At 71.6% G+C, this 23,280-nt stretch carries 18 protein-coding genes, 1 tRNA gene and 1 pseudogene; 4 read left to right on the top strand and 16 right to left on the bottom strand.

The genetic code is table 11. The features are described from left to right. Window positions 1-66: 66 nt before the first annotated feature. Window positions 67-1,080, bottom strand: coding sequence for a LacI family DNA-binding transcriptional regulator (locus ACZ4Z3_RS13555; RefSeq protein WP_468501433.1), 1,014 nt, complete (start codon window positions 1,078-1,080; stop codon window positions 67-69). Window positions 1,081-1,385: 305 nt separating this feature from the next. On the opposite strand from ACZ4Z3_RS13555, the gene ACZ4Z3_RS13550 reads away from it, so the two are divergent. Further along, complete coding sequence (locus tag ACZ4Z3_RS13550; protein WP_468501108.1) at window positions 1,386-2,351, top strand: glycoside hydrolase family 6 protein; 966 nt, start codon at window positions 1,386-1,388, stop codon at window positions 2,349-2,351. A gap of 61 nt (window positions 2,352-2,412) precedes the next feature. Here ACZ4Z3_RS13550 and ACZ4Z3_RS13545 read toward each other — a convergent pair whose 3' ends face one another. Further along, the gene (locus ACZ4Z3_RS13545) at window positions 2,413-2,685 is read right to left on the bottom strand and encodes a hypothetical protein (RefSeq protein ID WP_404154159.1); all 273 of its coding nucleotides are present in this window, start codon (window positions 2,683-2,685) and stop codon (window positions 2,413-2,415) included. Further along, the gene (locus tag ACZ4Z3_RS13540) at window positions 2,682-3,500 is read right to left on the bottom strand and encodes a phytanoyl-CoA dioxygenase family protein (RefSeq protein ID WP_468501107.1); all 819 of its coding nucleotides are present in this window, start codon (window positions 3,498-3,500) and stop codon (window positions 2,682-2,684) included. Before ACZ4Z3_RS13540 ends, ACZ4Z3_RS13545 begins: the two co-directional genes overlap by 4 nt. Window positions 3,501-3,668: 168 nt before the next feature. On the opposite strand from ACZ4Z3_RS13540, the gene ACZ4Z3_RS13535 reads away from it, so the two are divergent. Further along, on the top strand, window positions 3,669-4,154 hold the full coding sequence (locus ACZ4Z3_RS13535) for a hypothetical protein (protein ID WP_468501106.1): 486 nt from the start codon (window positions 3,669-3,671) through the stop codon (window positions 4,152-4,154). Here ACZ4Z3_RS13535 and ACZ4Z3_RS13530 read toward each other — a convergent pair. The 5 genes from ACZ4Z3_RS13530 to ACZ4Z3_RS13510 form a co-directional block, all read right to left on the bottom strand. Next, entirely contained in the window at window positions 4,141-4,611 is a 471-nt protein-coding gene (locus ACZ4Z3_RS13530) for a Scr1 family TA system antitoxin-like transcriptional regulator (RefSeq protein ID WP_468501105.1), read from the bottom strand. The two genes, ACZ4Z3_RS13535 and ACZ4Z3_RS13530, sit on opposite strands and share 14 nt — an antisense overlap. Beyond that, a complete protein-coding gene (locus ACZ4Z3_RS13525; RefSeq protein WP_468501104.1) occupies window positions 4,517-4,981 on the bottom strand; it encodes a MarR family transcriptional regulator in 465 nt (154 codons plus the stop codon). Before ACZ4Z3_RS13525 ends, ACZ4Z3_RS13530 begins: the two co-directional genes overlap by 95 nt. Window positions 4,982-5,179: 198 nt before the next feature. After that, a complete protein-coding gene (locus ACZ4Z3_RS13520; RefSeq protein WP_468501103.1) occupies window positions 5,180-6,073 on the bottom strand; it encodes an NlpC/P60 family protein in 894 nt (297 codons plus the stop codon). A 248-nt stretch (window positions 6,074-6,321) separates the two neighbouring features. Further along, entirely contained in the window at window positions 6,322-10,221 is a 3,900-nt protein-coding gene (locus ACZ4Z3_RS13515) for an nSTAND1 domain-containing NTPase (RefSeq protein WP_468501102.1), read from the bottom strand. A 161-nt stretch (window positions 10,222-10,382) separates the two neighbouring features. Beyond that, the gene (locus ACZ4Z3_RS13510; protein ID WP_468501101.1) at window positions 10,383-10,766 is read right to left on the bottom strand and encodes a hypothetical protein; all 384 of its coding nucleotides are present in this window, start codon (window positions 10,764-10,766) and stop codon (window positions 10,383-10,385) included. A gap of 387 nt (window positions 10,767-11,153) precedes the next feature. On the opposite strand from ACZ4Z3_RS13510, the gene ACZ4Z3_RS13505 reads away from it, so the two are divergent. Beyond that, entirely contained in the window at window positions 11,154-12,506 is a 1,353-nt protein-coding gene (locus tag ACZ4Z3_RS13505) for a glycoside hydrolase family 43 protein (protein ID WP_468501100.1), read from the top strand. Between the two features lie 73 nt (window positions 12,507-12,579). Here ACZ4Z3_RS13505 and fusA read toward each other — a convergent pair whose 3' ends face one another. From fusA to ACZ4Z3_RS13485, 4 genes are all read right to left on the bottom strand, one after another. Then, complete coding sequence (gene fusA / locus ACZ4Z3_RS13500; protein WP_468501099.1) at window positions 12,580-14,661, bottom strand: elongation factor G; 2,082 nt, start codon at window positions 14,659-14,661, stop codon at window positions 12,580-12,582. Window positions 14,662-15,007: 346 nt separating this feature from the next. After that, window positions 15,008-17,029: a glycosyl hydrolase gene (locus ACZ4Z3_RS13495; RefSeq protein ID WP_468501098.1), complete on the bottom strand. Its 2,022-nt coding sequence runs from the start codon at window positions 17,027-17,029 to the stop codon at window positions 15,008-15,010. A 205-nt stretch (window positions 17,030-17,234) separates the two neighbouring features. Continuing rightward, window positions 17,235-17,570: a hypothetical protein gene (locus tag ACZ4Z3_RS13490; protein WP_468501097.1), complete on the bottom strand. Its 336-nt coding sequence runs from the start codon at window positions 17,568-17,570 to the stop codon at window positions 17,235-17,237. Window positions 17,571-17,833: 263 nt separating this feature from the next. After that, entirely contained in the window at window positions 17,834-18,406 is a 573-nt protein-coding gene (locus ACZ4Z3_RS13485) for a hypothetical protein (RefSeq protein WP_468501096.1), read from the bottom strand. Window positions 18,407-18,447: 41 nt separating this feature from the next. On the opposite strand from ACZ4Z3_RS13485, the pseudogene ACZ4Z3_RS13480 reads away from it, so the two are divergent. Then, window positions 18,448-18,708: pseudogene (locus ACZ4Z3_RS13480) on the top strand (UvrD-helicase domain-containing protein); the annotation flags it as partial. 525 nt (window positions 18,709-19,233) lie between these two features. Here ACZ4Z3_RS13480 and ACZ4Z3_RS13475 read toward each other — a convergent pair. The 4 genes from ACZ4Z3_RS13475 to eboE form a co-directional block, all read right to left on the bottom strand. Continuing rightward, a tRNA-Leu gene (locus ACZ4Z3_RS13475) sits at window positions 19,234-19,318 on the bottom strand. 296 nt (window positions 19,319-19,614) lie between these two features. Further along, complete coding sequence (locus tag ACZ4Z3_RS13470) at window positions 19,615-20,658, bottom strand: sugar phosphate isomerase/epimerase family protein (RefSeq protein ID WP_468501095.1); 1,044 nt, start codon at window positions 20,656-20,658, stop codon at window positions 19,615-19,617. Window positions 20,659-20,733: 75 nt separating this feature from the next. Next, the gene (locus ACZ4Z3_RS13465; RefSeq protein WP_468501094.1) at window positions 20,734-22,113 is read right to left on the bottom strand and encodes a nucleotide pyrophosphatase/phosphodiesterase family protein; all 1,380 of its coding nucleotides are present in this window, start codon (window positions 22,111-22,113) and stop codon (window positions 20,734-20,736) included. Then, the gene (eboE, locus tag ACZ4Z3_RS13460; RefSeq protein ID WP_468501093.1) at window positions 22,110-23,279 is read right to left on the bottom strand and encodes a metabolite traffic protein EboE; all 1,170 of its coding nucleotides are present in this window, start codon (window positions 23,277-23,279) and stop codon (window positions 22,110-22,112) included. The genes ACZ4Z3_RS13465 and eboE overlap by 4 nt, the downstream gene beginning before the upstream one ends. Window position 23,280 lies beyond the last annotated feature (1 nt).

Here is a 23,280-nt window from a genome sequence, read left to right as displayed (position 1 = left end):
GCCCCCACCCACTCGCCACCACACCACCCCAACGCGCCCCCTCTCCGCGCCCCGGCCCCCGCCAGGTCACGCGCTGGCGCGCCGGACCAGGTGGGTGGGGAGGATCAGCGGGGTGGGCGTCTCGCCCTGGATGAGCGCGGCGAGCATGCGGGCCGTCTCGCGGCCCAGGGCGGCTATCGGCTGGTGGACCGTCGTGAGCGGTGGATCGGCCATGCGGGCCGCGGCCAGGTCGTCGAAGCCGACCACGGCGACGTCCGCGGGGACGCGCCGCCCGGCCTCCCGCAGGGTGCGCAGCGCCCCCGCCGCCATGTTGTCGTTGGCGGCGAACACCGCGTCCAGGTCGGGGTGCCGGAGCAGCAGCGCGGCCATGACGGCGGCCCCGCTGGGCTCCGTGAAGTCGCCCTCGTTCGGCGGGAACGGTTCGAGGCCGGCGGCCAGCATGGCGTCCTGGTAGCCGCGGTACCGCGCGCGGCCCACCTCGGTGTCCAGCCGCCCGCAGATCACGGCCACCCGGGTCCGGCCCCGGGAGAGCAGGTACTCCGTCGCCTCGCGCGCCCCGCCGGTGTTGTCGACGTCCACGTACCAGCGGGGAGACGAGCCGACGGGGCGGCCGCCGAACACCACGGGCATCTCCGCCTCCTCGGCCGTGCGCGCCAGCGGATCGTTCTCGCGCAGCGCCATCAGCATGACCCCGTCGGCGCCCTTGCCCCGGAGGAGTTCCTCCACGCGTTTGCGGCCCCGGTCGGTCGCGGCCAGGCACAGCATCAGATGCAGGTCGGCCTCCTCCAGCGCCGCCGACGCCCCCACGATCACCTGGGCGAAGAACGGGTCCGCGAAGATCGACGGGTCCTCGCCGGAGACGACCAGGGCGGCCGCACCCGTCTGCCGGGTGGCCAGTGCGCGGGCGGTGGGGTTGGGGACGTATCCGAGTTCCCGGACGGCCCGCTCGACGGCGTCGCGTTTCCCCCGGCTGACGTGCGGCGCGTTGTTGAGGACGCGGGAGGCCACCGAGCGGGAGACGCCCGCGAGTTCGGCCACGGCCTCCAGTGTGGGCTGCCGACGCGGCGGGTCGTCCGCCATGACCATGTGCCTCTCCCCCCTGACCGAAAACTGGGAGCGCTTCCGGTCACAGCGACCGTAGAGCCTCGAACTCACCCTGTACAGAGGGAGTTTCACGCCTCGACTCTTGACAGTTCTACCAGCCAGCCACACGATACCGAGCACACCCCAAAGGTTCTCAGCACCTTCCGCACCGCTGGGAGCGCTTCCAATGGGAGCGCTCCCACTCCCTTCCGGGCACATCGAACCACCGCACTTCCTCAGCGCGGCGCACGCTCGGGACGAGAGCGCGCGCCGCATCCTCCCCAGCATTCCGAGGTGAAGTCATGCGCCGCAGGCTCCGCGTCCTGATGGCAGCGCTCTGCGCTCTGCCGCTCGCGCTCACCGCCGCCCCCTCCGCCCATGCCGCCGACCCGACCAGGATGACCAGCGGGTTCTATGTGGACCCGGACAACAGCGCGAAGCGGTGGGTCGCGGCCAACCCCGGTGACGGCCGGGCGTCGGCGATCAACAACTCGATCGCCAACACCCCGATGGCCCGCTGGTTCGGCTCGTGGAGCGGCTCGATCGGCTCCGCCACGAGCTCGTTCACGGGCGCCGCGGACAGCCGGGACAAGCTGCCCATCCTCGTCGCCTACAACGTCTACAACCGCGACTACTGCGGCGGGCACTCCGCGGGCGGCGCCTCGTCGCCGTCCGCCTACGCGAGCTGGATCTCCCAGTTCGCCGGCGGTATCGGCAACCGTCCGGCGCTGGTGATCCTGGAGCCGGACTCCCTCGGGGACTACGGCTGCATGAACCAGGCGCAGATAGCCGAGCGCCAGAGCATGCTCAGCGGCGCCGTCTCCCAGTTCAGCCGCCAGGCCCCCAACACCTGGGTCTACATGGACGCCGGCAACCCCGCCTGGACGGACGCCGCGACCATGGCCAAGCGGCTGCACGAGGCGGGGCTGCGGCAGGCCCACGGCTTCTCGCTGAACATCTCCAACTACCTGACCACCGGCGAGAACACGGCCTACGGCAACGCGGTGAACAGCCAGCTCAGCGCCCGCTACGGCTACACCAAGCCGTTCGTCGTGGACACCAGCCGCAACGGCAACGGCTCCAACGGCCAGTGGTGCAACCCGTCGGGCCGCCGGATCGGCCCGGCCACCCAGATGGGCGGTGGCGCCGAGATGCTGCTGTGGATCAAGGTGCCGGGCGAGTCGGACGGCAACTGCGGTGTCGGCCCCGGTTCCTCGGCCGGTCAGTTCCTGCCCGAGGTCGCCTACAAGATGATCTACGGCTACTGATCCCTGACTCCCGTGGCCCGGTACGCCACGCCCCGCGACCGGGCCACGGGCACCCCGGGGATCAGGACGAGGTCTCCTCCAGTTTCTCGAAGAAGAACTCGTGCTTCAGGAAGGAGACGTCGTACTCGTGGCCGGCTTGGGGCGGCAGCAGTTGCGACGCCTGGAACAGCCGCCATCCGTCGAGCAGCGCGTCGAGCCCCGTGCCGTAGGGCGGTTCGTCGCTGTCACCGGCCGTGGGGCGGGTCCGGCCGGTCCCGTCGTAGCGGGACCAGCCGACGACCGGGGAGTCGAGCGCCGAGGTCGACAGGTAGAGGACCAGGACCTGTTGCCTCATGCGTGGCTCCTCAGGGCGGGCCGGTTGCTGACGCGGGTGACCCAGTACTCGACGTCGAACGACGGATCGCCGGTCAGCGCCCGCCACAGCAGGGCCCGGTTGTGGATCTCCAGTCGGCCGGTGGCCTGTTCGTACCACGGGAAGTGGGTGTCCAGCTCCGCGGTGACGGCCGGGTCGTGCAGGTCGGTGGTGTCCCACAGGCGCACCTGCGGCACGGTCGGGTTGAGGCGCAGCTTGTACATGTACCGGCGGCGGGCGGTGTCGTTGCGGCGGCCGCCGTGCCAGATGCCGTGGTGCACGAGGACGACCGTGCCCGCCGGGCAGGTGAGCCGGGTCTGGCCGCGCAGGTTCTGGACGCGGCCGATGTCCGTCTCGTTGATCCTGCGCAGATGGCTGCCGGGCACGCTGAGCGTGCCGCCCATCTCGGCGGTCACCTCGTGCGGGTAGTACATGAGCTGGATGTCGAAGGCGTCCGGCCGTACGTCGATGATCGCGTCCGCGTGGAGGTCCTGGGCGTGGCCCTCGTGGGGTTCACGGACGTGCACGGCGTGGTGGTCGACGGTCGGTCCGGGTCCGACCAGGCTCTCCACGGCACCGGCGACGACGGGCAGTTCGAGCAGTTCGCGGACGAAGGTGCCGGGTGGGAACGCCTCGCTCAGCGGGGTGCCGTAGGGCACGCCGGGCAGGCCCTCGGCGAGCGCGGCGATGGCCCGTTCGTTGATCTCCGGCGGCACCACCCCGTCCAGGCGCAGGAACCCCTGCGCGACGAAGCGGGCCACCTGGACCGAGGTCAGGAGGTGCTTGCTGGTTGGCATACGACGAACGTACGGGCCCCGCGCCGCCCTGTAGTGGGCTGAAATCGTCCTGTGGTGGTCGTTTTCCGTGATCGGTGCGGCGGCGGGACGGCGATCGGTGCAACCTTTTCGGCGCCGACGGTGTGGATGTCGGTGAAACGACCATCCATCCCTACGAGGAGCAGCGCCATGACCGACCAGATGCCGCAGGTACCCGACGTGACGCCGATGAGAACCGACGTGACGCCGCACGGTCCCGGTGTGACGCCGAGGCGGCTGGGCGGACGGGGCGCGCTCGCCGCCCTCGGTGTCGTGGCGGGCCTGCTCGTCGGCGCGGGCGTCACCTGGTGGGCCGTGGTCGGCGGGGACGACGCCAGGAGCTATGTCGCGATCTCGGGCGGGAAGCTCGCGAAGGAGCGGAACGACCTCCTCGACGAGGGCGAACCGTGCGACGACCGCGACGAGTTCGACTACAACGACTGCGACGCGAGCACGACGTACCGCTTCGACTACGAGATCATCAACAAGGGTGGTGAGCCCGCCAACTACACCGTGATCGTCAACGGGTTCGACGACGACGGCGACTTCGTGGGCCAGGCGTACGTCAGCTCCACCCACCTCGCACCGGGCGAGACCGACTCCGCCGAGGGCGACTTCGACACTACGCGGAGCTGACGGACAAGCACACCCTGGCCGACATCGACTCCCTCCGGGTCGCCCATGTCGAACGGCTGCCCCTCGCCAACTGACGTGCCCTGCCTCGTCGGCCGCTCGGACAGCATCCGCTGCCGCTCCATCCGCCGGTCAGGCTGTCCAGCTGGTCGTCCGGCGTCACCGGGACGGTCCTCTCGAAGACCGCCCACGCGTGGTCCCCGGACTGCAACAGACCCGACACCACCCTGCACTCATAGGTGCACAGACTCACCGCGACCCGCTCCAGCCGGACCCACTGGCGGAACCAGGCCGCCAAGCCCACGTCCCCTCTGGCACGGGCCCGAGGTCCGCCTCGTCCCGGCCGCGGCGGTCGGCGGCGCCCGTCAGTCCGGCAGGTTGCCGTCGCCGCCCAGGTTGTCGACGATGCGGCGCAGGACGTTGATGGTGGTGACGAAGTCGGCCGTGTCGACGCCCTCATGCATCTGCCGATGCACACGGGCGTTGCGTTCCCGGGCCCGAAGGCGCCCGTCCTCACCGGCCTCGGTCAAGGTCATGCGCCCAGCGTCCTCCGTCAGCCAACCGCGGGCGACGAGATCGTCGAAGACACCGTCGAAGTCGATCCCGAGGTCCTCGTACCTCGCCAACCGCTCGACCAGTGTCGCGCGGGTCCACCTCCCCGGGTCCCCGGCAACGTGGTTGAGCGTCCACCAGTGCGGCTGCGTGAGCCCCTCCACCGCCAACTGCGCACGGAGGGCGCCGACCACGTGACGGTACGCCTCACCGGTCCATGAACCGATGGGCTGAGCGGCCAACTCGTCCTGTGCGTACTCTTTCAGAGCCACACTCATGTCCCCCTTCTACTCGCGATCACCACGGCGAGATCACCGTAAGCCGCTCGAGTCCCGGTGGAGACGGGGGCGTTGCAGCTTCATCGGAAGCCTGTCGGAGCCGGTCCGGGAGAGTCGGGAACGGCTCGCGCCGGTGGCCGCCCCCCGACGGTCACCGGCGCGAATGTCACTGGCCCGATGCGTTGCCCGAGCGGTCCGTCACTGGCCCGGGGGCGGGAAGGGCACGTCGTTGCAGTCCGGTACGCCCGCGAGCCAGTCCGGGCCCTTGATGTAGATGTTGGTGACCCATGCCTTGTAGTCCGGCAGGTAGGACCAGGCGTCGTTCTCGTAGCCCTCCGCGTTGACCTTGTCCCCGCGCTTCTGGCAGTAGACGCGGATGGTGGTCGAGTACGGGAAGGCGTAGACGCGCTCGGCCGCGAGGCGGGGCTCGGCCTTGGTCCACACGTCGGTGCCCCACGTCTGGTGGATGTGACCGGTGACCTGGCCGGTGTTGACCCTGACGGCACCGAAGTAGTCGCCGCCGAGGCGGACGTCACTGACCATCAGCTTGGTGCCGGACTGCTTCGCCTCGACCATCTTGCCCGCGCCGAGGTAGATGGCGATGTGGTGCAGGTTCTTCTTGGTGCCGTAGGCCAGGAGGTCGCCCGGCAGCAGGGGGGCGAGGCCCTGGGCGGCGGTGAAGCGGGCCGCGGCGCGGTGCGTGTAGTACTGCTGGCTGGCGACGCCGTTGAGGATGTCCGTACCTCCGGCGGCCTGCGCGTACGCGTACCGGACGAGGCCGGAGCAGTCGAAGCCGCGCCGCTCGGGGTCGTGTTCGCTGGCCGGGTCGGTGGGGTCGACCTGCCCGTAGGTGGCGCCGGGCTGAGGGCCGTGGCCGCCGCCCCACGTGTACCAGGTGCCCGCGGCGACCTCGGCGCAGGCGGCGGCGATCGCCCGTTCGGCGGCGGCCGAGGCGCCCGGCGCGAGGACGCCGCAGCCGGCGGCGGGAGCGGCCGGCGCGGACGGTGCCGCCGCGGCCGTGGTCAGCGGCGCGCACAGCAGCAGGGCCATGAGTGCGATCAGTGTGCGGATGAGACTGGTCCGGCTCACCATGCCGGAACCCCCGTTTCCTGTCGGTCCGATGAACTGGTGGTGGTCGGACAGCAGCCTGCTCGACCACCACCCCGCGCGTCGAGATCCAGGCGTCGCCCCATCCCACCGGGCAACGGGAAACACCTGGGAAACCCCCCTTGACCAGGGAGATCACCGAGTGCCGCCGAGCGGCGACGGAAGGCCCGGCGTGTCGCCCGGCGCCGGTGGACGGCCCGGTGGATGGCCGGCGGTCGGCCCGGTGTTGTCGCTCAGCGGCTCCCGCAGTCCCCCGCGTCCGCCGCGACGGGCACCCCCGGCAGCAGTGTGGCGCGCTCCTCGGGGCCGATCCCGGCGCGCAGTCGGCAGATGTCCGCCAGCCGCGCGCCCGGGTCGAGGTCCCACAGCCGTACGGTGCCGTCGGTGCTGCTGCTGGCCACCGTCCGCCCGCCGGGCGCGAAGTCGACGCCCCACACCGCGTTGGTGTGGCCGGTGAGCGTCGCCCACGGCCGCCGCCCGGCGACGTCCCACAGGCGGACCGTACGGTCGTTGCCGCTGCTGGCGAGGGTGCGCCCGTCCGGGCTGAACGCCACACCGCGCACCGCGCCCGAGTGGCCGACGAGGGCGACCTCGAAGCGCCGGTGCCGGACGTCCCACAGACGTACCGTGCCGTCGTTGCCGCTGCTGGCGAGGGTGCGGCCGTCCGGGCTGAACGCGACGCCCCGCACGGCACCGGAGTGCCCCCGCAGCGCGCCCAGTTCGCGGTGCGAGGCGACGTCCCACAGCCGTACCGTCAGATCGTCGCCGGCACCGGCCAGGGTGCGGCCGTCGGGGCTGAAGGCGACGTCGTTGACGAAGTCCTTGTGGCCGCCGAGCACGGTGGTCTGGCGGCGCTTCACCACGTCCCACAGGCGCACCGTGTGGTCGGCGCCCGCCGACGCCAGGGTCCGCCCGTCGGGGGCGAAGGCGACGGCGAAGACCTGCCCGGCGTGCCCGGTCAGCTTCTTCAGCGCCGCGCGCCGCGCGACGTCCCACAGCCGGACCGTGCCGTCGGAGCCCGCCGACGCGAGGGTCCGGCCGTCGGGCGAGAACGCCACCGAGAACACGGTCTCGGTGTGCCCCTTCAGCGCCGCCACGAGGGTGTGCGTCAGCGCGTCCCACAGCCGTACGGCGTGGTCGGCGTCGGCGGTGGCCAGCAGCTTCCCGTCGGGGCTGTACGCGGTCTGCCAGACCTCGGTGAACGGACGGGACGTCAGGACCGGCCCGGCGAGGTCCCACAGGGCGACGGACTGGTCGAACCCGGCCGTGGCCAGCAGGGCGCCGTCGGAGGTCACGGCCACCCCGAGGACGTAGTCGGTGTGCCCGGCGAGCACCGCGGTCTGGCGGCCGCCGCGCACGTCCCACAGCCGGGTCGTGCCGTCACCGACCGCGCCGACGACCGTCGTCCCGTCCGGGGTGAAGACGACGGCGTTGATGTCGTCGCTGCTCCCGGTGAACGTGGCCGTCAGCCGTGGGTCGCGCACGTCCCACAGGCGCACCGTCCGGTCGACGCCGGCGGAGGCCACCGTGGTGCCGTCCGGGGAGAAGGCGACACCCAGCACCTCGTCCGTGTGGCCCTTGAGGTCGTCGACGAACTCGTTCCGTCGGGTGTCCCAGATCCGTACGACGCGGTCGGCGCCGGCGGAGACGAGCGTCCGCCCGTCAGGGGCGTACGCGAGCGCGTTGACGGTGCCCTTGTGGCCGCGGAGGGTCTTGACGGGCCGGGGCGGCCGGGACGCGGTGTCCCACACCCGGACGGTGCCGTCGGCGGCCGCGACGGCGAGTCGGCCGCCGCGCGGGTCGAAGGCCACGGCCCGCGCGCCCTTCGTGGCGTCGGAGAGCACGCCCGTCCTGCGGTGGGCGGTGGTGCTCCACAGGGTCACCGGTCGGTCGGTCGACGTCACCGCGACCGTACGTCCGTCGGGGCTGAAGGCGACCGAGCGCACCCGTCCGGGCACGGTGAACCGGGCGAGGATCCGATGGCCCTCGGCGGTGTCGCGCAGGGTCACCGTGCCGTCGGAGCTCGCGGTGGCGAGCATCCGGTCGCCGGGGGCGAACGCCACCGCGTTGACCGGTCCGCGGTGGCCGTCGAGGCGGGCGGAGAAGGGCTGCGACTGGGTGCTGAGCAGGGCGCCGCGCGCCTCGGCGGTGGGCGCGGCCCGGTAGGCCTCCTCCGCGAGGAGCATCGACGCCTCGGGCCGGCCCCCGGCGAGGGACGCGGACCGCGCGGCGAGGGCCTGGGAGCGGGCGACGCGCTCCTGGTCGAGGGCGCCCTCACGCTGCTGGTAGGCGAGCGCTCCGGCGGTGACGGCGAGACCCAGCAGCACGGCGAGGGTGGCGAGCATGGACTGCCGCAGCCGCACCTGTCGTCGGGCCTGTCTGCGCCGGCCGTCCTCCTCGGCCTGGCTGGCCGTCAGGAACGCCTCCTCCTCGGGCCCCAGCCGGGCCCGGCCGTCCGACTCGTCGGCCCACGTCCGTACGGTGTCGAGGCGGGTGCCCCGGTAGAGGGCGGACGGGTCGCGGTTCTCGCGCTCCCATTCGGCGGCGGCGTGGGCGAGTTGCTGATGGAGGAGGAGACCCGCCCGGTCGGCGTGGATCCAGTCCCGGAGGCGGGGCCAGGCGTGCAGCAGGGCCTCGTGGGTGATCTCGACGGTGTCGCTGTCCAGCGTGATGAGCCGGGCCCGGACGAACGCGTCGAGCGCGGCGGCGGCCCCGTCCGCGTCGCCGAGCTGCGCCATCAGGGCGTCCCGGCTCATCCGGCGGCGGGTCGCCCCGGCCCCGTCCATGACGAGGACCAGCCGGGACAGGATGCGGCGGATCGTCTTCTGCTCGGCGGGATACAGCCCGGCGAACACGTTCTCGGCGGTGCGGGCGACCGCCCCCTGGATGCCACCGGCCCGTTCGTACCCGTCGACGGTCAGCGCCGAGTCGCGGCGCCGCTGCCAGGTGGCGAGCAGCGCGTGGGAGACCAGGGGGAGCGCGCCGGAGGGTGTCTCGTCGGAGCCGGTCGTGGAGGGCCGGGGGCCGGTGCCGGGGTCGTCGCGGAGTCCGGCGTCCCGCAACAGCAGCGAGACCAGGCCGGGTTCGAGGGTGATCCCGGCGAGCTCGGCGGGGCGGGTGATGGACTCGCGCAGTTCCGCGACGGTCATCGGGGACAGGACGAACAGCCCGTCGGTGAAGACGCGGGCCAGCTCGGGGAGGTCCAGACAGCGGCCGGTGAAGTCGGCGCGCACACCGAGCACCACGACGGCGGCCGGGTGCGGGTGATCCGCGGGGCGGGAGGTCGCGAGCGCGCACAGCACGTGGACGTACGCGCGGCGTTCGTCCTCGTCCGGGCAGAGCGTGAAGAGTTCCTCGAACTGGTCGACGATCAGCACCGGTCGGGGTGGCGGGGGCCGCCGCGGCCCCTCGGTCCTCGACGGGGTGTCCGTGCGGGCCCGTACGGCGCCGAGCAGGGCGCCCGGGTTGTCCCGTACCTCGTCGGCGGTGATGCCGAGGTCGCTGCCCAGCGTCTTCGCGACGCGTTCCAGCAGTTCGTCCAGGGGGCGCGAGGTGGGGGTGAGCAGCACCACCGGCCAGCGGTCGGCGCCCGGCATGGGGAGGTCTCCGCGGCGCAGGGCCGGGACGAGGCCGGCGTTGAGCAGCGAGGACTTGCCCGCGCCGGACGGTGCGACGAGCATCAGGGGGCCGCCGCCGATCCGTTCGAAGATCCGCTCGACCAGTGCGGCCGTCGCGCGGTCCCGGCCGAAGAACATCTCCGCGTCCTGGGGGGTGAACGCCGCCAGGCCGCGGTAGGGACAGCTCTCGTCGGACTGCCGCTCCACGGGGTCGGTGTCGGTGCGGGGGCCGCCGTCTCGGGGCGGCGCCTGCTGCACCAGCCGCAGCAACTCCCCCTTGGCGCCCAGCACTTGGTCGCACAGTCGGGCGACGTCGACGGTCGCGCGCTTCGTGCCGGTCTCGATCTTGCTGAGGTAGCCCTTGCTGTAGTGGGTGCGCCGGGCCAGATCGGTGAGGGACAGTCCGCGCTCTTGTCTGAGCCGTCTCAGTTGCGCCGGGAAGGACAGCGTGGTCAGCGCGTCCCGGTCCCGTCCGTGATGAGGGTCTGATTGCTGTCCGTGCTGCGGGTCCCCCAAGGTGTCCCCCAAGGCAGAGCGGCCGTGAGACGGCGGATGCCCAGGTTACTGCCGGGTCCTCGGGGGCGGCCAAGTCTTTCACCCGGAGTGGCGAAAACAGGGACGCCCGGAACCGCGGGCAGCCGGTTCCGGGCGTCGTCACGCAGTCACTCGCCGTCGCGCTACGGACGGAGCGTGATCGAGTTGATGGGGGTCAGGTCGCGGTAGAAGGCCCACCCCTCGGGGATCGTCTCGATGCAGTCCCCGCCGTTGTACTGCTTGCACAGGTCAGCGGTCGCGCCGCCGTACTGGTTGTTGAACACCCAGTGGTAATTGACCTGCCCGCTCAGGTTGTGGGCCTTGTAGCTCCAGAACTTGTGGGTGGGGTTGGCTTCGGAGTAGTGCTTGCCCTCCGGGTAGATGCAGACCGCGCCGTAGTCGCAGCCGTAGATCGTCTCCTGGGCGAGCCTGGCCTCGACCGCCTTCGCCTGGGCGGTGCCGCTGAGCGCCACCACCGCGGCCGTCGAGGTCAGGAGCGTGGCGGCGACACGGGTCATCTTGCGCATGGTTCCCCCTTGCTGGTTCTCACCGGGCTTCCCGCTCGGTCATGCGGGCCGGGCCCGGTGCTGACGATCCGAGATTCGTCCTCCCAGCGACCGGGGTCCACGGGTTTCCTGTTGCCCGCCGCGAGGTCGGTCGGGAAACAAGGGGTGACCTGGAAGGACGTGGGAGCGAAGGCAACGTTGGGGGCGTCCGTGGGGCGAGGTGGCCACGGCGGGGCCACGGGTCGGCCACAACGGACACAAGCGGAATCACTTCTCGCGGAAACTCTGCACAATGCATTGACGCACACATATGTCCCTCTTATCTTCTGATCGAACTTCCGCACGACGTGCGGCATTTCGAACAACATCCCACGCCTCAGGGCAGTTCGCGCAGAAATGGGACGAGCGTTGAACAGATCCCTCAGGGCAGTCCTCGCCCTGCTCACCTCGGTGGCCGCCCTCCTGGGCCTCACCACGGCCTTCGCCGGTCCGGCGGGAGCCGCCGCCCCGCCGGCGCAGGTGACGCGGTACACGATGACCGCCTTCACCAACACCAGCGAGTCGAACATGTACGTCTACGACTCGCCGGACGCCACCACCTACACGCTGCGCAAGGGCCCGGCGTACACCCCGCCGTCCGGTCTGATCCGTGACCCCAGCATCTTCAGGCACACCGACGGCTTCTACTACCTCACGTACACCACCAACTGGACCGGGAACACGATCGGCATCGCCCGCAGCGCCGACCGCCTGAACTGGACCTTCCTGTACAACTACACGGTCCCGATCAGCGGGATCACCCGCACCTGGGCGCCGGAGTGGTTCGTCGACACCGACGGCAGCGTCAACATCATCATGACCCTGACGTCGGCGAGCACCGCCGTCCACTTCACCCCCTGGAAGATCACGGCGACCGACTCCTCGCTGACCAGCTGGACCGCGCCCACCCAACTCGCCGGCATCGGCCCGAACTACATCGACACCTTCGTCGTCAAGATCGGCTCCACCTATCACGCGATCATCAAGAACGAGACGACGAAGTACCTCGAGTACGCCACCGCCTCCAGCCTCACCGGCCCGTACACCATCAAGAAGACCGGTGACTGGGCCGGCTGGGGATCCTGGAACGAGGGCCCGGCCCTGGTGCAGCTCGACGACGGAGGCTGGCGCATCTACTTCGACGCCTACCGCGACGGGAAGTACTGGTACAGCGACAGCTACGACAACTTCGCCACCTGGACGCCTCGGAAGGAACTGCCGGGCCTCAGCGGCTTCGTCCGCCACATGACCGTCCTGAAGGAGAAGGTGCCCAGCGCGACCCTGCCGACGGACACCACCCGGTCGCTGCAGTCCGTCAACTTCCCGGACCGCTACGCCGTGGTCCGCTCCGACAGCCTCGGCTACGTCGACCCGGTGAGCGGCTCCAGCACCGCCGCCGTCAAGCAGAGCGCGACCCTCACGATCGTGCCCGGCCTCGCCGACGCCACCTGCTACTCCTTCCGCGACTCCGCCGGCCGCTACATGCGCCACTGGGACTACCGGATCCGCTTCGACGCCGGCAACGGCACCGACGTCTTCAACAAGGACGCCACCTTCTGCGCCCGCCAGGGCAGCGCGGCCGGCTCGGTCAGCCTGGAGTCGTACAACTACCCCGGCCGCTTCCTCCGCCACTACAACTACGCACTCCGCATCGACCCCTACCAGGACACGGCCACCTTCAAGGCCGACAGCTCCTTCACCCCGGTGACCCCCTGGGCGTGACGCAGGACGGTTCCCCGCGCCCCGGAAGGGGCGCGGGGAACCGTGCTGTTGCGGGGGCAGCAGGTGCGAACCCCTACCGTTCACTCACCACCACGGCGGCGGGCGCCACCGCGTGACCCGCGGGGCGTGTCGTGAACGTCCCCCTCCCCTGCGTACGGCTGCGCAACCGCGTCGCGTACCCGAACAGCTCGGCCAGCGGCACGGTGGCGGTGACCACCACCGACCCCGCCCGCGCCACGGAGTCCGACACCCGCCCGCGCCGCGCCGCGAGATCCCCGAGGACCCCGCCGACCGCGTCCGCGGGCACGGTCACCGTGACCTCGGCGACCGGTTCCAGAAGCGCCATCGCACTGCCCCGCAGCGCCTCGCGCAGCGCGAGCCGCCCGGCCGTGCGGAACGCCATCTCCGAGGAGTCCTTGGAGTGGGTCGCCCCGTCGGTGAGGGTGACGCTCAGCCCGGTGACCGGGTGACCGCCGAGGGGGCCCTCCGCGAGGGCGTCCCGGCACCCGGCCTCGACCGCGCGCACGAACTCCTGCGGCACCCGCCCGCCGACGACCGTCGAACGGAAGGCGAAGCCGGTCGGGTCGCCGTCGGCGTCGCCGTCCCTCGCCCCCAGCGGTGCCACGTCGAGGACGACATGGGCGAACTGCCCGGCGCCGCCGTCCTGTTTGACGTGCCGGAAGACCAGCCCGGACACTCCCCGGACGACCGTCTCGCGGTAGGCCACCCGCGGCCGGCCGACCGTGACCTCCACGCCGGACGTCTGCCGGATCTTCTCCACCGCCACCTCCAGATGCAGTTCCCCCATCCCGGACAGCACGGTCTGCCCGGTCTCGGGGTCGGTCCGCACCACCAACGAGGGGTCCTCCTCCGCCAGCCGGGCCAGCGCCGACGCCAGCCGGTCGGTGTCGGTGCTCCTGCGGGCCTCCACGGCCACCGACACGACCGGGTCGGCGACGGACGGCGGTTCGAGGAGCAGCGGAGCGGCCGGTGCGCACAGGGTCGTGCCCGGCCGGGCCGCCTTGAGACCGATCACCGCGACGATGTCGCCTGCCGACGCCCGGTCCAGTTCGGCGTGCCGGTCGGCCCGTACCCGCAGGATCCGGCCGATCCGCTCGGTGCGCCGGGTGGCCGCGTCGAGCACGGTGTCCCCCTTCCTGATCGTTCCCGAGTACAGCCGCAGATAGGTCAGCCGCCCGGTGGCCGTCGCGCTGACCTTGAACGCCAGCGCGGCGAGAGGCGCCTCGGGGTCGGCGGCGCGTTCCTGCTCCGTACCGTCGTGGGTGCCGCGTACCGGCGGCACGTCCAGCGGTGAGGGCAGGTACGCCACGGCCGCGTCGAGCAGTGGTTCGATGCCGCGGTTGCGGTAGGCGGAGCCGCACAGGACGACCACGCCGTCACCGGTCGCGGTCAGGTCGCGCAGCGCCGCGGCGAGCGTCGGCGCGGACAGCGTGCCCTCGGCGCAGAACTCGTCGAGGGCGACGGGGTGCAGTTCCGCCACGGCCTCCTCCAGCCGTCGTCGTCGGCGCTCTGCCTCGTCGCGCACGGCGTCGGGCACGGGCCCCTCCTGGACCTCGTCACTGCCGTCGGCCCAGGTCAGCGCCCGCATGCGGAGCAGGTCCACGACGCCGATGAAGCCGTCCTCGGTGCCGATGGGCAGCTGCACGACCAGCGGCGCGGGGTGCAGCCGCCGCCGGATGGAGTCGACCGCGGTGTCGAGGTCGGCTCCGGCACGGTCGAGCTTGTTGACGAAGGCGATCCTCGGTACGCCGTGCCGGTCGGCCTGCCGCCACACCGACTCGCTCTGCGGCTCCACGCCGGCGACCGCGTCGAACACGGCGATCGCGCCGTCGAGCACCCGCAGCGAGCGCTCCACCTCGTCGGCGAAGTCGACGTGGCCGGGGGTGTCGATGAGGTTGACGCGGTGGCCGTCCCAGGCGCAGCTCACGGCGGCCGAGAAGATCGTGATGCCGCGGTCGCGTTCCTGCGGGTCGAAGTCGGTGACGGTGGTGCCGTCGTGGACCTCGCCGCGCTTGTGCGTGGTCCCGGTGGCATAGAGGATCCGCTCGGTGACGGTGGTCTTCCCGGCGTCGACGTGGGCGAGGATGCCCAGGTTGCGGACGGCGGTCAGGGTGGTGGCGTCGAAGGTGCGCATGGCCCGTGGCCTTTCAGCTGAGCTGTATTCAGGGCAGCGCGATTCCCGTGCGGGGGGGGAACGACGAGCGCACGCCGAGGAAGGGCGCGGGACAGGGCTGTCACCGCGTCTCGGCGCGTGGGTTCGACGTCAGGCCGGCGTCACGGGCATCCGGTACCGGCCGCGCAGCGGGCACCGGACGGACGAGGACACGAGGATCACCTCGTACAGGGACGAGGGGACGACGACAGCGGTGCGGTCGCACACGGCCGGTCCCCCCTCTCTCGGCACACGTCAATGGAGCGCGCGCCGCGATCTCGTGCGGCGCGCGATGTGTGCCGAGTCTAGGGACGGCGACGGGGCCGGGTCACCGTATTTTCGGCGGCTGGGCGACGGCCCTGATGGCGTCCACGTACACGATGCCCTTGGTCACCGTGGCGTCCGCCCGGCCGAGGTACAGGGTGAACGCCGTCACCTTGGCCAGTCGGGCCGCGTCGAGCACCGCTCCGGGGTGTGCGGTGTCCCAGGGCGCGGGCTGGAACTCGCCGAAGGGCATGGTGATCTCCTGGCCGGTGGTGTCGGCCAGCGGGAACCGGTACTGGAACGGGATGCCGTCGGCGACGATCTCCACCGCCCCGGCGTTCTCCGAGCCGTCGCCGCGCAGCCACATCGCCAGCGACGTGAACGCGGACCAGTCGGCGACGAGCGCTCTGCCTATGCCGGTGAACTCGGCGCCGGAGAAGTCGTAGGAGTAGGCCAGTCCGTAGGAGCCGGAGGACTTGTGGTCGGGCGACAGGGTCAGGGTGTGGGAGTTGAGGTGGGTGTACGCCTCGCTCAGGGCGATGTCGTCGCCGGCGTACCCCTCGAAGTCGTCGATCCAGCCGGCGGGCAGCGGTGGGGCCTCGCCGAGGAGGACGACGGCGGAGTCGGTGAGCGTCTCGCCGTCCACCCGGGCGCGCACGGTGAGGGTCGCCGACCCCTTCTTCCGCAGGGCCGGGCCGATCGACCAGACGGCCGAGTGGTAGCCGTCGACGTCGAGGCGCAGCGCTCGGGCCCGTCCGCCGTTCACGGAGTAGGTGACGCGACTCGCCCGCGCGGGCGTGACCCGCACCCGGACGGTGGTCCGGGCGGCCGTCACCCGCTGCCGGTCCGTGGGGGTCACCAGATGCATGACCGGGCCGTTCCTGACGGCGGTGGTGCGCGCCGTGAACACGCCACGGAGGTCGGCGGCGAAGAGGGTGTGGGGGTCCTTGTGGAAGGCGGTGAAGTCCGGCAGCAGCGGGTGGCCGGGGTACGGCACGTAGGCGCGCCTGGTGCCGCCGAAGTTGGCCCAGGTGGCCATGTACGTCATCTGGCGGGCCAGCGGGTCCGCCTTGAGGGCCCCCAGCAGGTGGGTGAACCACTGCGGATCGCGGACCTCGGTGCCGCTCTCCCCGAACTCGGTGAAGGCGGGCACCTTGTCGCGCTCGGTGGCCAGCCGGACCACCATCGCGAGGTCCCGCACCAGGCCGTCCAGCCAGGGGGTCGGCCCGGCGGCTTCGTCGTAGGAGTCGTAGCCGAGGATGTCGACGAAGGCGTCGCCCGGGTAGGTCCTCAGATAGCCGGCCGGGTCGCCGCCGAGACTGGCGTTGGGCGAGTAGGCGTAGAGCAGGTTGTGGACGCCCTTGGTGTCGCGCAGGTACTCGACGGTGTAGCGGAACAGTTCGATGAACTCGCCCGAGGTGGTGTGGCCGGCGCCCCACCAGAACCAGCCGCCGTTGTTCTCGTGGAAGGGGCGGAAGATCACGGGGATCGCGGTGCCGTCCGGCCGCCGCGCGCCCTTGACCGCCTTCGCGACGCGGTCGAGGAAGGCGTTGAAGGCCGCGTGCTTCGCGCCGCCGGGCAGGATCTGCCGGACCACGCGGCCCGTGGTGTCGTAGAAGTTCCCGCCGGTGACGAAGTTCGGCAGATGGGCGCTGAGGGTGTTGATCCCGCCGCGCGCGTCGCCCTGCCGGATGCAGCGGCTGAGCGCGGCGATGTTCTCGGCGTGGGTGCCGCCCTCGACGCCGGGGCGTTCGTCGCCGTCGAGGACGAGGGTGTCCCAGCCGAAGATCGCGGGATAGTCGCCGACCGCCGCCCGGGTGTCGGACGCCCTGCCGTCGGGCGTGGTGAAGGTGAAGCCGTAGGTGAGGTCGTGCTGGTGCCCGAAGAGGATGCCCCTGCCCTGCTGCCGCTTCAGATAGGCGTAGAGCGCGCGGGTGGCGGGGGTCGCCCTGTCGTCGACGATGCGGACGGGCACCGGGGTGCGGGCGGGCGCCGCGACGGCGATCGACGTCCTGGTGCCGGCGGCCGCGGCGACCGCGGCGCCGAGGAGCACGAACGCGCGACGGCTCAGGGGCGAACGGGGCATGTATGTCTCCTCACGGCAGGCTGCGGACAGGGGTCGTCCTGGTCAGGGACATCCGCAACGCATGAGACGCGTGTGACTCAAGTGCCGCCATTCGACTAGAAGTTGAACAGAAAAGGAAGAGCTCGGCCGGATACGGGCGGGGCCCGACCGCATGATCGAGACCCTTGCCTTGAGCCGCTGCCCCACTCGCCCCACTTCCTGTGGATCACCGGGGGCGCACGGCCGGGCAGGGTCCTTGGCGTCGCTGTCTCGCCCCCCGCGCGCCCGCAGCCGCACGCCCCCACCGGGACCGGCCGGTGGTCGCCGTCAGACGCGACGCGACGAGGTTCGGTGCCGACCAGCGGCCGCCCGCGAGGTCGTGAGCGGCTTCCACCAGTCGGGGTTGTCCCGACCCGGGCAGGCTGCCGCCGGTGCCGGCGTAGGTCAGGGCGTCGTGGACGGTGATCTCGGCGTCCTCGAATCCCTCGTAGTCGCCCGCCAGCATGGTCCGCACATAGTGCGAACCGACGAAGCCCGCGCCTCCGGTGACGAAGACCTTCACCCGGCCACCTCCACTCGGGCGTCGTCGCCGGTGATCAGTCTGCGCGGCCGGCGCGCTCTCCCAGCTCCAACTCCGCCTGGCGTACGACGTCTCCGTCCTCTACCGGGCGATCGACGTGCACGAGGCGATGGATGACCTGCTCGTTGGCGGTCACCACCTGCTGGGTGGCCCAGTGGGCGGTCTCCCGGTCGGGGTAGGAGGCGGAAGGGTCAGCACGGAGGCACCCTCTCAAAGCATCTGGCCAGGAGCTGCGCTTGTACGGATCAGTAGTCGGAGAAGTTCCAGAACATGCTCACCTCGGTGTCGGAGACGACGATGAGACCGCAGTCCTCCGAGTAGTCGTCGGTAAGGGCCAGCGGGCTGTAAGCCCAACTCGACGACGTGAAGTCGAGCGTGCCACGGACATGTCCGGGCTTCTCGACGTTGGTGTGATAGGTGGCCTCGTCTCCGTACCGGGCGAGGATCGTGCGTGCCATCGCCCGCAATTCCTCCTCGGTCTCCGTGAAGCGCTTCAGGTTGGACAGGGTGCAGCAGTCGTCCGTGAGGGCCAGCAGCAGGTTCTCGGCGCTGGCCCGGTCGATCTCATGGAGACGCGACGCGATGTACTCCGGAGGGTGGACGGCGAACGGATACGTGGGGTACGTCTCGCGCTCCGGGGCCTGCGCCATGTCGTCGAGACCGGTCCAGCCCCGGGGATCCGGTACGGCCCGGGCCATCAGCGCGAGAACGTCCAGGATCCAGTCCTCGTGGCGTCGCGGACCCGTGGCGTCGTACGGGAACGCGTCCTCGAAGAGGTGGCGTACTGCGGCTTCCCAGGCCATCCGGTCGATGGACATGTGGCGCTGACCTTTCTGTGAGGGAGCGGATCGCGGCCAGCCGGAGCAAGCCGGTCCTGCTGACCACGTACGACAAGAACCTCGCTGCGCACCTGCGTTCAGGGCTGCTCGCCCTGGGCAGTGAGGCGCTGCTGTCGCGTGTCGAGATCAGCCACGTCGATCAGCTCGCTCTGCGTACCGTTCGTGAGGCGGAGCCCGGCAACCGCAAGCGGATCGTCGACGAGGCGCGGGCGGTCCGCGAACGGCGCTCGCTTTTGGACGAGCTCGGCGAGGACGGCTGGGACACGGAGTTCCTGCACGACACGCCGCTCCCGGTGCCGCGCGCGAGCGTCCGGCAGCGGCGGACCACCGACCCGGCGCGGTACAGGGCCGAGATGCATCGTGACCGCTCCCTGCTCTTCGTGGCGGCCGCGCGTGCCCGCGACAGCCTCGACGTCTTCTGGCACGGGGAGCCGAGCCAGTTCCTGGAGGAACTGATTCGGGTTCGGCCGCCGGTCGCGGCGTGACCGGCCACTGGGGTCGTGCCGGGGTTCGCTTCGGTCAGCGCGGCATGACCGGCCCCTGAGGCACGAGGTCCTCGATCCGCCTGGCGAGTGACGCACCTCCTCCGCGCTCCGCCCCGGTGAAAACACGAGATCGTCGCGAAGCGCTCACGAATTACCGGTCGAGTCATGTGACTCGCCGGTATTTCGTCGTTTCTGGGGCCTTATGCCTCGTGATCGGCCTGGTGAGGCGGTGGCGGTCCAGATACTGCGCCTCTCACCTGCGGAAACAAGGTATGCCTGCGCGACGGTTGATACCCGTGGCGCAGGCATGTGGTTACCTCGTGTCCGAGGGGGGACTTGAACCCCCACGCCCGATAAAGGGCACTAGCACCTCAAGCTAGCGCGTCTGCCATTCCGCCACCCGGACTAGGTGTCTGCCGCCTGACCGGGGGTGTTCCCCGCGGCGACATGGACAACAATACCAAGGTTTCGGAGTGGCTTTCACCTGCGTATCCGGGCCCCGGGGCGGGGTCGCGCGGGCCGCACCGAGCGGGCCCGCACGGCTCTCACCAGGGGTGATCGGGTGGTCACGGTCGGATGGCCAGGACCTGAGGTGACACTCGGGGAAGTACCCGTAGTGGTGCCGTGTACGGCGGCAGGCGGCCGCCCCGTGGTCCCGCACCACGGGGCGACCGCCTGCTGGCCTTGTCGGGGCCGCTCGGGTCAGCACTTCTCCCGCAGGGCGTGCAGGTGCTCGCTGGAGCGGCGGGCGAAGGTGAACGACTCGGTGGGGTTGTCGTGCTCGGCCTGCCAGTGGTGGGCGAGGCGGTGGCCCTTCAGGCGGGTGACGGCCGAGATGAACTTCTGGTAGTCGATGTCGCCGTCGCCGACGTCCACCATGCGGTAGCCGAAGGGGTTCGACGGGTCGCTCTCGCCGTCCTTCACATGGAAGAGGGGATAGCGGTTCGGGCGCCTGAGCACGTAGTCGAGGGGCTCGAACGGGGCGGGGGTTCCGTCGGGCCGCTTCGAGAAGCGGAACTGCGCGACGTACGCCCAGAAGATGTCCATCTCCAGGTAGACGAGACTGGGGTCGGTCTCGCGGAGCAGCACGTCGTAGAGGCGGACGTGCGGCTTGTCGGAGGCGAAGGCGAACTCCTCGGAGTGGTTGTGCTGGTAGAACTTCATGCCGCGCGCCCTGGCGGCCGCCCCGTAGGTGTTGAACTCCTCGGCGGCCCGCTTCATCGCGTCGACGGTGGTGCCGTAGCGGAACGGGCCCGACGCGGTGCCGATGTGCTTCAGGCCGAGGGCCTGGGCGTCGTCGAGGACCTTGTCGAGGTTCTGGGCGAAGGTGTACGCGTTCGGGTCGTCGGAGTAGTAGCCGACGTGGCTGCCGATCGGGGTGAGGCCGTGGTTGCGGGCCAGCCGCTTCAGCTGCGCCAGGGTGATCGGGCCCGCGGAGCCCTGGGTGTAGCCCGCGAACTCGACCTCGTCGTAGCCGTACTTCTCCAGCTCGGCGAAGACCGGGGCGAAGCCGAGGGTGGAGACCTTGTCGCGGAGGCTGTAGAGCTGGATGCCGAGGCGGCCGGGCGGCAGGACGGGGCGGCCCAGGCCCTTGCCCCCGGTGGCCGCCTCGGTGGCACCGGCTGCCTGGGCGGGGGCCGCTGCGCCCAGGAGGGCGGCGACGGTGGCGCCCGCGGCCACGCCGAGCATGCCTCGTCTGCTGAGGCGGTGGCTGAGTTCGGGGTCGGGCTGATGGGTGCGGCTCATGCCGGGGACTCCTTGGTGTGGGAGGGCGTTGTCAGTGGCGGGTGCTTCACTGTGATCGGTGCTGATGCCGGACGGTCACGACAGACCGGCCAGTCGGAGCAGCAGCGCCTTCACATCGGTGGCCGCGAGGCGGTCGCCGACAGCGCGGGGGGTGGAGCAGATGAGGAGCGGACCGTCGTCGTCGCTCAGGGGCAGGCGGCCGTGGCTGCCGCGCAGCGGTGAGGGGTCCAGAGGCACGACCGCCATGCGGTAGCGCAGCCCCAGCTTCTTGCGGGCCAGTGCGGTGGCCGCCTTGAGCTTCACATACGGGTCGCGCGGGTCCAGGAACAGCTCGACCGGGTCGTAGCCGGGTTTGCGGTGGATCTCGACGGTGCGCGCGAAGTCGGGCGCGCGGTCGTCGTCGAGCCAGTAGTAGTACGTGAACCAGGCGTCCGGCTCGGCCACGGCGACGAGTTCGCCGGAGCGCGGATGGTCGAGGTGGTGGGCCTTCTTGCCCTCGTCGTCGAGGAGCTGGTCGATGCCGGGGAGCCCGGCGAGGGCCTCCCTGGTCGCCTCCAGGTCCTCGGGCCGGCGTACGTAGACATGGGCGATCTGGTGGTCGGCGACCGCGAAGGCCCGTGAGGCCATCGGGTCGAGGTACTCCATGCCGTCCTGGGTGTGGACCTCCAGCAGGCCGGCGCGGCGCAGGGCGCGGTTGATGTCGACGGGCCGGTCCACTCGGGTGATGCCGTACTCGGAGAGCGCGACCACGGTGCGGCCCTCGGCGCGGGCGTCGTCGAGCAGGGGTGCCAGGGCCCGGTCCAGGTCGGCGGCCGCCTTCAGGGAGCGGGGGTCGTCGGGGCCGTGGCGCTGGAGGTCGTAGTCGAGGTGCGGGAGGTAGCAGAGGGTCAGGTCGGGTTGGCGGGTGCGGTTGATGTGGCGGGTCGCGTCGATGATCCAGCGGCTGGAGACCAGGTCGGCGCCGGGGCCCCAGAAGTGGAACAGGGGGAAGGTCCCGAATTTCTCGGTGAGTTCGTCGCGCAGGGCCGGGGGCCGGGTGTAGCAGTCGGGTTCCTTGCGGCCGTCGGAGTAGTAGATCGGGCGGGGGGTGACGGTGATGTCGGTGTCGGCGCCCATGGCGTACCACCAGCAGATGTTGGCGACCGTGTAGCCGGGGTGGGCGCGGCGGGCGGCGTCCCACAGCTTGTCCCCGGCGACGAGGGCGTTGTGCTGGCGCCACAGCAGGACGTCGCCGAGTTCCCGGAAGTACCAGCCGTTGCCGACGATGCCGTGCTCGGCGGGGAGCGAGCCGGTGAGGAAGGTCGACTGGGCGGCGCAGGTCACGGCGGGCAGGACCGTGCCGAGGTGGGCGCGGGACCCGGATCGGGCGAGGGACTTCAGGTGGGGCATGTGGTCGAGGAGGCGGGGGGTGAGGCCGACGACGTCGAGGACGAGAAGCGGGGTGGGGGTGGTCACGGCAGCTCCTTCAGTCCGAGGTCCGTCAACAGGTCGCGGGCCAGGCCGAGTTCGGCGGCGATGCCGTCGGTGAGGCGGGCGCGGGTGGTGGGGCGCAGCTCCGCCGGCAGGGCCTGCCAGGTGTAGGTCTCGACCTCCAGGTGGTGGGTGAGGGGGTGGGGACCGCCGACCATGCGGCTGAGGGCGGCCTTGAGGACCGGGAGGGTGGAGGTGAGGGGGGCGGCGGGCGCCGTGTGCAGCGGGACGTGGAAGTGGGCCCGCCACGGGGACGCGTCGGGGAGGGCGTCACCCGCGAGGGCGTCGCCCAGGTCGTCGGTGCCGCGCAGACCGGCGGCGGTGGCCGTGCGGGTCTGGTGCAGGAAGCGGGGTTCGTCGAAGGCGGCGAGCGCCTCGCGGACCTCGGGGAGGTGGGGGTGCTCGGCGTGCAGGGCGGCCGAGAGCTGGGCCTTCACGACGGGGACGCGGGCCCGGACGAGCGCGTCCAGGGCGGTGTGCGGGTCCTCGAAGGAGGTGGCGAGGTGGCAGGTGTCGACGCAGACGCCGACGCGGTCGTGGCCGATCGCGGTGAGCGGGCCGATGGCGTCGGCGGTGGTCTCGACGGTGCAGCCGGGTTCGGGTTCCAGGCCGACGCGGATCGAGCGGCCGGTCAGCTCGGCGACGGCGTCGAGGCGTTCACCGAGGGTGCGCAGGGCCGCGTGGGCGGCGTCGGCACGCCTGTCGTCGTAGGCGGTGCGCCAGGCCAGCGGGAGCGTCGAGACGGTGCCCTCGGTGACGTCGTCGGGGAGGAGCGCGGCGAGCACCCGGGCCAGGGAGGTGGTGTGGTCGAGGCGCTCGGGATCGGCCCAGTCCGGCCGGTACACCCGGTACTTGACCTCCTCGGCGCCGAAGCCCTGGTACGGGAAGCCGTTGAGGGTGACGACCTCCAGGCCGCGCCGGTCCAGTGCGGCGCGCAGCCCGCGCAGGGCCGACGGGTCGGTGATCAGGGCGTCGGCAGCGTCCTTGGCGAGCCACAGGCCGACGCCGAGGCGGTCGCGGCCGAGGCGCCGCCGGACGGGCTCGCAGTGGTCGCGCAGCTGGGCGAGGACACCGTCGAGGGTCTCGGCCGGGTGCACGTTGGTGCAGTAGGCGAGATGGACGGTGGATCCGTCGGGGTGGCGGAAGCGCATG

The sequence above is a fragment of the Streptomyces sp. NPDC030296 genome (assembly GCF_055572815.1).
Note: the sequence above shows the minus strand (reverse complement) of the source record. Positions and strands in the feature narration are given on the sequence as shown.